Genomic DNA, 12,716 nt, shown 5'->3' with positions numbered 1-12,716 from the left:
ATTCCAACTGATGCGAGGACGGGAAAATAAACTTACTTATTCACTTTAAACGAACCGGTCTTGGCATCAAACTGTACCATTTCCGAAGGAAACAGTCGTTCAAAATGCTTTTGTTCAATCAGTTGGCAAGGGTCGCCAAAGGGATTGGCGTCACCGTCAAGAATCAGGATTTTATCACACAGTTGAATGGCGAGGTCAATCTCATGGGTGGTAAATATGATGGTCTTTTGGTTTTGATGCGCCAGTTGTTGGAGCAATTTCAAAATTTGAACCTTATGGAAGAGATCCAAATGGGTGGTAGGTTCGTCCAATAAGATCAGAGGTGTATCCTGCGCCATGGCACGGGCAATCAACACCCGCTGTAATTGGCCATCACTTAACTCATGACATTTCGAGAAGCGAAGTTCTTCCAGCAAAAAGGCATCTATACTTTTTTGAATGTGTTCTTTGTCTGCTGAAGTCAGTGTTCCAATCCAATTGGTATACGGTTGTCGCCCCAAGGCAATCAATTCTTGAACGGTCAGGTTTTTAGAGGCAGGTTGCTCTGTGAGCACCACACCCAGTTTTTGCGCCAATTCTGAAGGCGAATGGCTTTCCAGTGGCTTGTTTTGGATTTCAATACCACCGCTTAATTTAGGTTGAAAGTTGGCTAAGGTCCGCAATAAGGTGGATTTTCCGATGCCATTGACACCCACAATGCCGCAAAGCACGCCCGGCTCCAAGGTGAAATTGATGTTTTTAGCAACCACTTTGGAACCGTATCCAACGGTCAATTCTTTTACTGCGATTATGGAATTTTTCTGTTCTGCCATTAGAACATCATTTTTCGTTTTCGAACCAAGAGCCAGATGACGACCGGAGCGCCCACCAGCGAAGTGATTGCATTTATGGGAAGCACATTGGTCGAGTTCGGTAATTGTGCAAGTGTATCGCACAACAACATCAAAATAGCACCATATAAAAATACAGCTGGAATGAGGATACGATGCTCCATGGTATCAAAAATCTGACGGGTGAGATGGGGTACGGCCAAGCCTACAAAAGCTATGGGGCCGGCAAAAGCGGTTACACCCCCTGCCAAAAGGCCGGTGGCAATAATAATGAGCAATCTTGATTTTTTCAGTGAAACCCCTAGACTCAATGCGTAATTTTCACCCAATAAAAAGGCATTTAGCGCCTTGATGGATAAAATGCAAAGGAAAATCCCCAAGAAAACGATTCCAGCTAAAAGCAAAACTTGTCCGGAAGAGAGATCACCCACACTGCCAAAGGACCAAAAAATAAAGCGCTGGAGGTTTTCTGCACTTGAAAAATAGGCCAAAACACTGACCAAGGCTGAGGTGATGCTTCCGAACATCAATCCAATAATCAGCAAAGCCATGGTATCCTTGATGCGTTGTGCTGCCAACATCACCACAAGCAGTACCAAAAAACTCCCCACGCTGGCCGCAATGGCCAAAGAAATATCACTTAAAAAAGCGAAGGAGCTCAATCCAGTAAGCAGTGAAGCCCCCATCAGCAAAAGTGCAGCACCTAAACTGGCCCCAGAGCTAATCCCCAAAACAAAGGGTCCTGCCAATGGGTTTCGGAACAGGGTCTGCATGAGCAACCCGCTCAAAGATAATCCACCACCCACCAAAATGGCGGTAAAGGCTTTGGGAATGCGATATTCCCAGATAATGTATTGCCAAGAACCGATTTCCACGGGTTTGCCCAATAAAATGGAAATGGTGGATTTAAACGGAATGGCAACTGAACCTGAGCTGATGTTCAATATCCATGCAAGCAGTAAAGCCAATGAAATCAGTACAAACGAAAGACGATATGATCTTGATTTCAGCATTTACTGTAAGGGCCTATAAAAATGGGGTTCATAATCCTCCAACAGTCCGGGGTGTAAAATGGAAATGAGGTCTTTCAGCACCAAGTCGGGGCGTTGGGGGGCCAATTCATAAAATACCAATCCTCCCGTTGCTCCTTTTTTTATGGCATTGGAATAGACTTTTTTATTGGAAAATGCTGAAAATTGAAGGTAGTGTGCATTGGCTTTTTCCAATTCAGCATAGCTGGTGTGCAAGGAAGGATTCAACCAATAATCTGCTTTTTGGGCCTTTTCCAGAACCGCTTCCAAACTCAAACCAATTCCTCCAGTCTCTTCGGTATCGGACCAAATATAATCAGCATTGGCATCGGCTAAAAACCGGGCCATCCAGCTTTTCCCACCTGAAATGTACCAAACATCCTTGTAGAGTCCACCCGTGAGGACAGTTGGTTTTTCCATTGCTCGTTGCGCTAATGCTTTTGCTTCTGTATAAGCGGTTTCAATTTCCTCGAAAATACGGTCTGCCTCTTTTTCTTTTTGGAAGAATGGAGCAAAAAACTTAATCCATTCTGCTTTTCCCAGTGGGGTCTTTTCCACCCAATCGCCATTATAGACCACGGGAATCCCAGCCCTTTTGATGACATCATAGGCTTTATTGGTATCGTTTATGCCAAACCCCATGATAAGTTCTGGATTGAGCTCCAAAACTACCTCGGTGTTTATGTTTTCATTGGTGCCCAGTTCCTTAATAAGACCTTGGTCAATTCTTTCTCGGGTGGGGGGAGATGAAATTAAATCGGTATTGGGGAAACCGACCACGGACTCCAATACACCCAGAGCATCCAAAGATGGGATATGTGTTGTAGAAGTAATTACGATTCGTTCTACCGGGGTGGCCACGATTGCATCGTAGGCATCGCTGGGCAATGTAATGGCTGCCAAGTTCTCCCTGGGCACCAAAGCATAGGTAAAGTTCCTTTCAGAGCCAGGCCAGGCTGATGTAACCTTAATCTCGGTAAATTGTTGGTTTTTTTGGATTGTAAATCCAGTGGCGTATTCAATTTGGGATTCTTGTGTGGAAATAGGATTTGATTGGGTTTTCCTTTTTTCGCCACAGCTTATAAGGATGGACACGCAGGCCATCCCAATAAAGAGTTTGTAGAACTGTTTTTTCGACATGGATCAAAAGTAATATTATTTAACTTTTGTAAAAAAAGATTAAACAGATTGATTACTTTCGCACTGAATTTTGGTTCGCATGACGTTTTTTTCATGTGATTAAAAGGGAATCCGGTGTAAATCCAGAGCTGTTCCCGCAACTGTAAGTTTATGCCAAATCTACCTGTCGGCAGACAGGCTTGGATTTGGCACCCATTAGGGATGTTGTTTTCTTCAATACCACTGTCCGCCTGAAGGATGGGAAGGTGAAACTTCATAAAATAAGTCAGGAGACCTGCCAAATTCAAACAAACAATGTTAAACTTTCGGGATAAAAGTTTGCGTATAAAATCATACTACGCTCCCGTTTATTGATTTAAACGAAATGAAAAAAAATCATTTATGGTTATGTGCCGCTTTATTGGCGGGCAAGGGACTTTGTGCCCAACAACAGGATTCGCAACAGTTGCAACAATTGGAAGAGGTTGTGGTAAGCGATTCAAAATTTGAACTGAAACGAGAGAACTCAGGTAAAACGGTCATTAAGATCACTGCTGAGGAACTGGAACGGAAACAAGGACAAACCGTGGCCCAGATCATCAACACCAAAAGTGGAATTGAGATTACTGGAAGCCGTGGAAGGGACGGTGATGTCTTGGGTGTTTTTGCTCGAGGAGGAAGGGGCAGACAGGTTTTGGTGGTCATAGATGGAGTAAGGGTATCCGACCCATCGTCCTTTGCACAAGAATATGATTTGCGTTTGCTCTCCACCGCATCAATTGAAAGTATTGAGATTATCAAAGGGGCTGCAAGCACTTTGTACGGTACCAATGCGGCCACAGCCGTAATCAACATCACCACCAAGAAAAGTTCCAAGGAAAAGATAACCGGGAATTTTCAATCCACAGTGGGGACCAATCAGACAGCGGAAGACCAAAACTATAACTTGGGCAACATCAGCAATTCAGTTTCTCTGAACGGTAGCTTGAACAAGTTCAATTATGTGGTGGATTTTTCCAACCGGAGCAGCAAGGGACTTTCTGCTGCAGTTACCCCGGAGAACGAAGAAGATAATTTTTCCCATTTCAGTACCAATGTGAAGTTGGGATACCAATTTTCTGAAGATTTTCGGTTTTCGGTCTACGGAAACCAGACCCAATATTCCAACGAATTTGATGCCAGTCTCATGGAAGCGTCAAACCGTTCCAGAGTGGACCAAAAGCGGGCTGGGATTTCTTCATCGGTAGGATATGGTAAAGGGTCGCTACATTTGAACACGGCCTATACCGATTACGAAACGGACTCCGAAAGCACTTTTGGGGAAAGTGTATCGGTTGGAAAGAATTTGGTACTTGATTTTTACAACAAATACGTCATAAATGATAAATGGCATACCATCTTGGGGGTAAACTACCTGAAGGATGAGGCCACTTTTTCCAATGAGGTGGATTTTACTATGGTGGATCCTTATGCCAACGTTGTATACGTTTCCGATTTTGGGCTGAACTTGAACGTTGGTGGACGATGGAACAACCACTCTGAATATGGCAGCCATTTTGTATATAATCTCAACCCATCCTACGTATTCCCCTCTGCCAATGGGTATGTGAAATTGTTGGGGTCTTATGCCACATCGTACATTACTCCCAATTTAATACAGTTGTTCGGTGATTTTGGTTCCAATCCAGAGTTGGAACCCGAGGAGAACCGCACCATTGAAGGGGGTGTGGAGTACAAGGTAAATGACAAATTGCGCTTGAGTGCATTATATTTTAATAGAAATGAGAAAAATGCGATAGGTTTTGATCAAAACTTTACCAGTATCAATATTTCTGATGAAATAGACGCAAGTGGAGTGGAAGTTGAACTATCTTGGAAACCGATTGGTGCATTGGATGTGAATGCCAATTATACCTTTACAGAACGAAAAGGGGATAATGCAATTCGTATCCCCAAACATAAAGCGAATTTGGAGCTGGGCTATAGAATATGCGAGACCACGCATCTTTCTTTGGGATATGCCTATACTGGAGAACGAATTGATACAGATTTTACGACCTTTACTGATGAGGCTTTGGAACCATTCTCTTTATTGAATCTTTATGTGGAACATCAATTGCTTCCCAATCGGTTGAAAGTTTTTGTCAACGGCTTTAATTTGCTGAACGAAGAATATACCGAGGTCATTGGTTTTACCACAAGGGGCAGGAATGTTGCCTTTGGATTAAATTTGAACCTGTAAGCCCAAATACATGCTAAAAGTTTGCTCTTTTTTACCGGCTGTGACCCAGATGCTTTATGATATGGGTTTGGACGGACATTTGGAAGGAATCACTTTTGAATGTCCCGAAAGGGCCTTGCGGGAGAAGAAACCCGTGGTGCGGTGCATCTTGGAAGGCAAGAATCTGTCCAGTCAGGAAATTGATTCGTTGTTCTCGGCCAGTAAAAACCAAGGCAAACAGTTGTATTATGTAGATGAGGTACTATTGGAAGAAATGGCTCCTGACATCATTTTCACACAAGATATGTGCGATGTTTGTCAGATAGATACCGCTTGCACCTCTGCCGCCGTGGCGCATTTGAAAAAGCAGCCTAAACTGATTTCCATTAGCCCGGAATCCTTGGAAGATGTTTTTGAGTCGGCCATTACCATTGCCAAGGCCGTGAATAAAGAAGAGGTGGCTTACCGGTATTTGGACGGGTTGCATAAGAGGATGGATAATGTTGTGGACCAACTCCGATCGGTCAGGGCAACGCCTAAGCGTGTAATGCTCATGGAATGGATACAGCCTATTTTTAATTGTGGCCATTGGATTCCGCATCAAATAGCCTATGCCGGTGGTGTGGACATGCTTTCCAATCCTTCCGGGGACAGTGTGGTCACTCCATGGTCCAAAATAGTAAAGTATGACCCTGAAATAGTGGTAATAGCTCCATGCGGGTTTACTATTGACCGCACCTTGGAGGAGATACATCTTTTGACGAAACAGGAGGGCTGGGGCAAACTAAAAGCTGTAAAAGAGAACAAAGTGTTCGTTGCGGATTTTGATATGTTCACCCAATCTTCTGCCAATACCTTGGTAGATGGGATTGAAGTTTTGGCAGGACTCTTTCACCCTGAAACAGTTAAAATTCCAGACGAGTTGAAAGGAAAATACACCCAATTAAACTTGCAAAAAGCCCAGCATTAGAAAGAAAAGCGGCCCAAAAATCAATTTTGATTTTTGGGCCGCTTTTTATATTCGATTGTTTAATCATTGATTTGGTTAAAGTCAATATGCAAAGGCTTGTCCAAATACATATTGTCTTTAGCCGGCGTTAAGAATCTTGAGCTGGCAAACGACTTGGCAGGCATTTGCGCTGAAAAGCTGACTTTGCTTGTAACTCCAGTAATTTCTTGTAGGGCTCGGGCCAAAAGTGGCTCATTGACATCACCAAGCACCCCAAGATTGGCAATATCCTCCAAAAGAGTGATGTTTGGCGCAAGACCATTGGTATAATCAAAAAAACCATCTGCATTTTCGTTTCGCCCTACCAAAGGTTGTAACCCCCAACTGTTATCTGAATTGATATTGTTTTCTCGGTCACTGCTGTATACAAAAGCGTTTCCGGGATCATCTACCAGAGTAATTGAAAATTCATTTTTCCCTCTAGTAGTTTCCCCAATGTGGATGACATCTACATAGGGTGCCAATCCGTTCATTACCAATTCGCTGGCAGAAGCCGAATCGTTGGTGGCTATTACAAAAACCCTACTAAGATTGAGTGAATTAATGGCGGTGGAACCGGTGGAGCTGGCAAAATAATCCTCTAATTGTTCATCATCGAGTTGTTCTTGAATTTTAGCATTCCAACGCTGCCTAATGTACAAATCACTCGTATTGGTGCCATATACCATACTGGCCAAGAGGCGGGATGTATTTACGGAACCGCCAGGATTATAGCGCATGTCCAAAACGAGCTCGGTGGCGCCATCGGCAACAAATTCGCCAAAAGCAGCATTGAGTTCTTCATTGAAACTGCTCAAGAACCGATTGTACATTAAATAGGCGACTTTGGTTCCATTGATATCCAACGTTTCGGCCACTAAAATGGGATCTTCAACTTGATTTTCTATTTTCGTTAGGGTTACTTCGGTATCATTGTCCACAATTTCATTATCCACAATATCGGCCATGCCAAGTGTATAGGTGGTATTGCTTCCAAACAAGAGGTCAATGTAATTACTAAGGTTGAGTTCTTGTCCATCTACCCGGGTGAAAATATCCCCACGTTGGATATCCTTTGTGGAAGCATCAGAATCTGGAACAATGTAAATTACGTAACCAAAAACCCCATCACCTTCAGCAAACTGCACTAAATTAAATTCCAATCCATTGCTTCGGGATACTCCGGAGAGATTATTGACGAGTTCGGTATAGTCATCATTCAAAAAACTGAAGCGGTCTTCATTAAAAAGGAGGACATCATTGTAAAAATCCGCAGGGTTTGGGTTTTGCTCCAAAAATTCGGTGTACTCTTCATCAGAGCTAAATCGGGTATCGGACAAAACACCCACTTCACCTTGCCAGAAATACCAAAGGTTCATGGCCTGCCACATAAAATGTTGAATAACCGCATCAGAGCCTGGGGTTACATCGGGTGTTTCCCCATTGGTAATTTGATTGTCATCATTGTTACATGAAGATATGAGCAAGGAAAGGCCCAAGAACAGAAAAACATATTTTTTCATAGCAAAGTTTTTACGGAATACCTCAATTTTCATTCCATTGTAAATAAAAGAGGTTGGTAGGTTAGGCGGTGATTTTTAAAAATTCTTACGAATTTCGAGTACAAAATAGGCACATAAAAGCAGATTACAAATTTTTTGTAACAAATTTCGATATGCGTCGTCGTGATAATGAAGGTCGATGGATTTGACCTGAAACAACGAAAACAACCAATGAAACAAGCTGAATTTTTAAATGTGGTAATGCCTTTTAAGGACAAGCTCTACCGACTGGCAAAGCGCTTGCTGGTGTCACGGGAGGAAGCAGAGGACGCCACCCAAGAAATTTTGCTGAAGCTATGGTCAAAAAACGAGGTGATGGGCACCTATAATAACGTGGAAGCCTTTGCCATGACGATGACCAAGAATTTTTGTTTGGACCGTTTAAAATCCAAGCAAGCCGGAAACCTGAAGTTGGTGCACAGCAATTACAGCGATGAAAGCACATCGTTACAACGCCAGTTGGAAGCTGAGGACAGTGTAAGCTGGATGGAACGCATTATGGAAGAATTACCGGAGCAGCAGAAAATGGTATTGCAACTGCGTGATGTGGAGCAATACGAATTTGATGAAATATGTGACCTGCTGGACATGAAACCCACCGCAGTAAGGGTGGCACTGTCCCGGGCGCGAAAAACAGTAAGAGAAGAATTGACAAAAAAACATAGCTATGGAATTGGATAACATAGAAAAATTAGTGGAAAAGTACTTTAAGGCCAACACAACAGTGGCCGAGGAGGAACAGCTCCGGGACTATTTTTCTCAAGAGAAAGTGGCCACACATCTTGAGCAATATAAGCCCGTGTTCAACTACTTTTCCATTGCCAAGGAAGAACGTTTTACCAAGCAGGTTCCATTAAAACCTAGCGTAAACTATTACAAATGGATTTCCGTTGCAGCGGTTGCAGTCTTGACTTTTGGCATCTATTTTGGTAATCAATACCAAGAAAAGAAGAAAGCAGAGCACGCCTACCAAGAAACCATGAAAGCCTTTGAACTCCTAGCGGAGAACTTTAACCGAGGCACAGAAAAAGTGGCGTATTTGAAGGAGTTTGAAGAAGCAAAGCAAAAAATTTACAACAACAATTAAATCGTAAAAAATGAAAAGAAATATTTTAATCTTTTTGATCGCCGTTCTACCCTTATCGGGATTTTCGCAGTCCTTGTTCGACAAGTTCGAGGATATGGACGACGTAACCTCAGTGGTAGTGAACAAAAGCATGTTCAACCTATTGGCTAAAATTGATGTGGAAGTGGACGACCCGGAGGCCCGGGATTTCATGGACATTGCCAGTAGCCTTAAAAGTTTGAAAGTGTTTACCACCGACAACGAAAAAATAGGCTCAGATATGAAATCTTCCGTGGATAATTATCTGAAATCTTCAAAAATGGAAGAGCTTATGCGTGTGAAGGACAAAGAGGCCAATGTAAAGTTTTACATTAAGCAAGGCAGGGATGATGACCATGTGAGCGAACTGTTGATGTTGGTTTCTGATCTAAGCAATATTGAGGCTGATGGACGAAAAATCGAGACTGTTCTGTTATCCCTCACCGGAGATATTGATTTGAACAAAATCAATTCATTGACCAAAAAAATGAACCTTCCCAAAGAGTTGAACAAAGCAGGAAAGGATAACTAAGAAGTGTAACGGTTGACAGTGATTGGTTGCGATGTAACAAAATACATCAAATAGCTACCCATTACTGTCAGCCGATTTGTAATAAAGCAATCAATCAAAAAAAGTACAGATGAAATATATTTTTAAAAGTGTTTTGGTGGTAGGAACCATTTTGTTTGCTTCCTGTTCCTCGCAACAAAGCCTACAGGAATACTATGTGGATAATTCGGAGAACCCGAATTTTATCTCCATAGACTTACCAGCCAGCATCCTTAAAATGGACGCTGTAGATTTGAATCCGACCCAAAAAGAGGCTGTGGAATCCTTACGGAAATTCAACCTATTGGCCTTTAAAAAGGATGCCGACAATGCATTGGAGTTTGAAGCAGAGAAGAAGAAAGTTCGGGAAATCCTAAAAGGCGATGACTTTGTGGAGCTGATGAAAATCAATTCCAAATATGGTAAAGGTGTGATTAAATATTTGGGTGATGAGGATGCCATTGACGAGGTCATTATCTACGGTGATAGCGACGATAAAGGCTTTGCCCTGGTCCGTGTGCTGGGCAAGGACATGAACCCAGCCCATATTGTGCAATTGATGCAGGCCATCCAAAAATCGGATTATAAAGGAGAAGGACTGGGCGAAATAGGTGATTTCCTAAAAGGATAAAGACAATCCATCAATCAATAAACAACGAAAGGGGCAACAAATGTTGCCCTTTTTTATTTCCCGAACTTCCCTTTTACGGTTTTTTGTGACCTTATTTTTATCTTAGTGTCTCATACTAAGACCACTAACACATTAAATCAATACAATCATGGAAAAAGCAGAAGAATGGATGAACTACGGTTTAGACCTAGCCAAGGATTTTGGGCCAAAACTCATAACAGCAATTCTCATTTATCTGGTGGGAATGTGGGTCATCAAAAGAATCGTTAGGGGTACCTGCAAAGTAATGTCCAAAAGTAAGTATGATCAATCCTTGCAGAAGTTCTTGCTGAACCTTTTTTCATGGGCACTAAAAATATTTCTGATCATCGTGGTAATTTCCCGCTTGGGGGTTGATGTGACTACGTTTGCAGCTTTGATAGCCGCCGCAGGTTTGGCAGTGGGTTTGGCCCTCCAAGGTTCGCTCTCCAACTTTGCGGGAGGAGTATTACTTATGATTTTCAAACCCTATCGCATTGGGGACCTGATTGAAGCCCAGGGTGTACTCGGCACGGTAAAAGGCATTGAAATTTTCACCACTAAATTGGTGACGCCCCAAAACAAACTCGCTATTGTACCCAATGGGGCCATGGCCAATGGAAACATCATAAATTATACTGCAGAAGGACGTATGCGAGTGGATACAGTTATTGGAGTAGGGTATGATGAGGACATCAAAAAGACCAAAGAGGTACTGTTGAAGGTACTCACGGACAACCCAAAGGTGTTGAAGGACCCTGCTCCCTCCGTAAATGTAATGGAATTGGCGGATAGCTCCGTGAACTTTGCCGTTCGGCCTTTCTGCAAACCCCAAGATTATTGGGATGTGTACTTCAACACCTATGAAAATTGCAAACTGGCATTGGATAAAGCGGGAATTGAGATTCCATACCCACATCAAGTAGAAATCCAGAAGAAGGGGTAATTCTTGAGCCGCCTGTTAACTCGACGGTAGCTTGCGATCAAGAAACCCATGATTAGATTTCTCACATCCTAAAGTCAGTTCGCAATGACTCCCGCGCTTTGATTATTGTATACCAGCAAGCTGTTTGTCATTTCGAGGGGAGCTTACGACCGAGAAATCTAGGAATTGGACTTCTCAATTCATGCTTCGCATTTCATTTCAATATCACCTATTGAATTGCTTTGAGGTCAACTAGTTATTGATAGGGGATAAGCCAAAAAACAATGACTGCACTCCTGTTTATTGAGAGATAGATGTTTAGCTAAAATTTCCAAAAACTAATGAGAAATTAAGTCAAGCCTTGTCTTTGGGCTTGTACATGACAATAATCTGGATTAAAATGGCCAAGAAGACCAAAAAGTAAATCTCAATTTGAGTGAATAACTCCACTGTATCAACAGCACGTTTGCTAATTGACATTTGCCGACTTCCTTCACTGAGTTGAATCTTGGACAAATCATTCAGATTATCCTTTAACTCATCAATATGATTGACAATTTTGGGATTATTACCGTAATCGGAGTTTGAAACCTGGCGTTCAACCGCTACCAACGATTCAATATTTTTCTTCAAGTCAGAAAAAACCTTTGCTTCCTCAGATGTTAGTTTGGTTTCCTCAAATCTGGAAACCAAAGCTTGAAGATTATCGTTGATTTTTGGATTTTGCGTTTTAAAAAAAGTGGTGTCGGAGACTGATAAGGCCAATTCCTTCTGATGAACCGACGTAAGCATTTCAAAAATTAAATCATTGGCCACTAACCGGTCTTCGTATATGGTGACTACTGAATCACGGACCCGAACAAAATTATTCTTATCAATTAGGTTGGTTGAGATGATCAAGACAAAGATCAATAGTATTCCAAGTATCCATTTAATTTTATTGTAGAACGCCATATTCACTACTTTTTAGAGGTTAACGTCGAAATGCAATAATACAAAAAACGCTGCGCAACATGATGTGTATCGTATGGCATTGGAATGGGCTACAGGCGTAATCCCTTTGATTTGTGCTCTCTGGCTTTGTGGAGATTTGATGGGTTCTAAAGTTTTTGGTGAAAAAGAATAACTTCACGCCTTGTTAGCTGATAGGCAGGTATCTGTGCCGAATTTGTTTCAGTATCGGTCGATATAATTCACTTTGTACTGAGCTCAGGCGAAGTATTAAAACGATTCATATCTTTAAACGTTGCAAATTTTTGGAAATACCTTATGGAAAAAAGAAAAATTATTTCGTTATCACTTTTGTTGGTTGGGGTTGTTTTAAGTTTTGCTTTTGTATTAAGGATTGAATTTCCTGAAGGATTTGAGGCCTATTTTAAGAGGGAGTATTATAATCAATTTGGTCCTTTGGCCATAAGTATTGAACTTGTAATAGCAGGGTACTACCTTTTAATAGGGCATAAAAAAACGAATTTCGCTTTAGCTCTTTTTGGATTTACAACCCTGCTAGACCCTCTTTTTGACCAATTAGGTATTTTCGACAGCATCGTACCTTTATATGGGACAATAATTTTATCGATTTGTGGCCTGTTAAGTATCTGGCTAGCATTTGCAAACCCATTTGAATTAAAACCTTTATCTCGTTTGGTAGCCATATTAAGTCTTGTCCTTGGTACTTTTGTTGAGCTGTTCTTTAACAAATTCTGATAAAATCATTTGCCAACAACGACTATAAT

Annotated in this window: 13 protein-coding genes and 1 riboswitch; of the genes, 8 read left to right on the top strand and 5 right to left on the bottom strand. The window is 41.8% G+C overall.

Annotation, left to right across the window (positions count from 1 at the left end; translation table 11 throughout):
- Nucleotides 1–32 precede the first annotated feature (32 nt).
- From AB1A65_RS13025 to AB1A65_RS13015, 3 genes are read right to left on the bottom strand one after another with little or no spacing between them, the layout of a single operon-like run.
- On the bottom strand, nucleotides 33–812 hold the full coding sequence (locus tag AB1A65_RS13025) for an ABC transporter ATP-binding protein (protein WP_366589857.1): 780 nt from the start codon (nucleotides 810–812) through the stop codon (nucleotides 33–35).
- The gene (locus AB1A65_RS13020; protein ID WP_366589855.1) at nucleotides 812–1,843 is read right to left on the bottom strand and encodes an iron ABC transporter permease; all 1,032 of its coding nucleotides are present in this window, start codon (nucleotides 1,841–1,843) and stop codon (nucleotides 812–814) included. Before AB1A65_RS13020 ends, AB1A65_RS13025 begins: the two co-directional genes overlap by 1 nt.
- Nucleotides 1,844–3,001 carry an ABC transporter substrate-binding protein gene (locus AB1A65_RS13015; protein ID WP_366589852.1) on the bottom strand — a complete coding sequence of 386 codons (1,158 nt, stop codon included), beginning with the start codon at nucleotides 2,999–3,001 and terminating at the stop codon, nucleotides 1,844–1,846.
- 54 nt (nucleotides 3,002–3,055) lie between these two features.
- Nucleotides 3,056–3,298: riboswitch (cobalamin riboswitch) on the top strand.
- A 67-nt stretch (nucleotides 3,299–3,365) separates the two neighbouring features.
- On the opposite strand from AB1A65_RS13015, the gene AB1A65_RS13010 reads away from it, so the two are divergent.
- Both AB1A65_RS13010 and AB1A65_RS13005 read left to right on the top strand, forming a co-directional pair.
- A complete protein-coding gene (locus AB1A65_RS13010) occupies nucleotides 3,366–5,222 on the top strand; it encodes a TonB-dependent receptor plug domain-containing protein (protein ID WP_366589850.1) in 1,857 nt (618 codons plus the stop codon).
- A gap of 10 nt (nucleotides 5,223–5,232) precedes the next feature.
- A complete protein-coding gene (locus tag AB1A65_RS13005; protein ID WP_366589848.1) occupies nucleotides 5,233–6,171 on the top strand; it encodes an ABC transporter substrate-binding protein in 939 nt (312 codons plus the stop codon).
- Nucleotides 6,172–6,230: 59 nt separating this feature from the next.
- Here the strand turns inward: AB1A65_RS13005 and AB1A65_RS13000 are convergent, their stop codons facing one another.
- Nucleotides 6,231–7,712: a S41 family peptidase gene (locus AB1A65_RS13000; protein ID WP_366589846.1), complete on the bottom strand. Its 1,482-nt coding sequence runs from the start codon at nucleotides 7,710–7,712 to the stop codon at nucleotides 6,231–6,233.
- A 210-nt stretch (nucleotides 7,713–7,922) separates the two neighbouring features.
- Between AB1A65_RS13000 and AB1A65_RS12995 the strand changes: the two genes are divergently transcribed.
- The 5 genes from AB1A65_RS12995 (at nucleotide 7,923) to AB1A65_RS12975 (ending at nucleotide 11,001) form a co-directional block, all read left to right on the top strand.
- On the top strand, nucleotides 7,923–8,432 hold the full coding sequence (locus AB1A65_RS12995; RefSeq protein WP_366589843.1) for an RNA polymerase sigma factor: 510 nt from the start codon (nucleotides 7,923–7,925) through the stop codon (nucleotides 8,430–8,432).
- Entirely contained in the window at nucleotides 8,419–8,838 is a 420-nt protein-coding gene (locus tag AB1A65_RS12990) for a hypothetical protein (RefSeq protein WP_366589841.1), read from the top strand. Before AB1A65_RS12995 ends, AB1A65_RS12990 begins: the two co-directional genes overlap by 14 nt.
- Before the next feature lie 10 nt (nucleotides 8,839–8,848).
- Nucleotides 8,849–9,388: a DUF4252 domain-containing protein gene (locus AB1A65_RS12985; protein WP_366589839.1), complete on the top strand. Its 540-nt coding sequence runs from the start codon at nucleotides 8,849–8,851 to the stop codon at nucleotides 9,386–9,388.
- Between the two features lie 109 nt (nucleotides 9,389–9,497).
- The gene (locus AB1A65_RS12980; protein ID WP_366589836.1) at nucleotides 9,498–10,037 is read left to right on the top strand and encodes a DUF4252 domain-containing protein; all 540 of its coding nucleotides are present in this window, start codon (nucleotides 9,498–9,500) and stop codon (nucleotides 10,035–10,037) included.
- Nucleotides 10,038–10,185: 148 nt separating this feature from the next.
- A complete protein-coding gene (locus AB1A65_RS12975; protein WP_366589834.1) occupies nucleotides 10,186–11,001 on the top strand; it encodes a mechanosensitive ion channel domain-containing protein in 816 nt (271 codons plus the stop codon).
- A gap of 333 nt (nucleotides 11,002–11,334) precedes the next feature.
- Here AB1A65_RS12975 and AB1A65_RS12970 read toward each other — a convergent pair whose 3' ends face one another.
- The gene (locus AB1A65_RS12970) at nucleotides 11,335–11,934 is read right to left on the bottom strand and encodes an MCP four helix bundle domain-containing protein (protein ID WP_366589831.1); all 600 of its coding nucleotides are present in this window, start codon (nucleotides 11,932–11,934) and stop codon (nucleotides 11,335–11,337) included.
- A gap of 315 nt (nucleotides 11,935–12,249) precedes the next feature.
- Between AB1A65_RS12970 and AB1A65_RS12965 the strand changes: the two genes are divergently transcribed.
- Nucleotides 12,250–12,687, top strand: a complete 438-nt coding sequence (locus AB1A65_RS12965) for a hypothetical protein (protein ID WP_366589829.1) — start codon at nucleotides 12,250–12,252, stop codon at nucleotides 12,685–12,687.
- Nucleotides 12,688–12,716: the final 29 nt, after the last annotated feature.

This window comes from Allomuricauda sp. ANG21 (assembly GCF_040705235.1).
Classification (GTDB): domain Bacteria; phylum Bacteroidota; class Bacteroidia; order Flavobacteriales; family Flavobacteriaceae; genus Flagellimonas; species Flagellimonas marina.
Note: the sequence above shows the minus strand (reverse complement) of the source record. Positions and strands in the feature narration are given on the sequence as shown.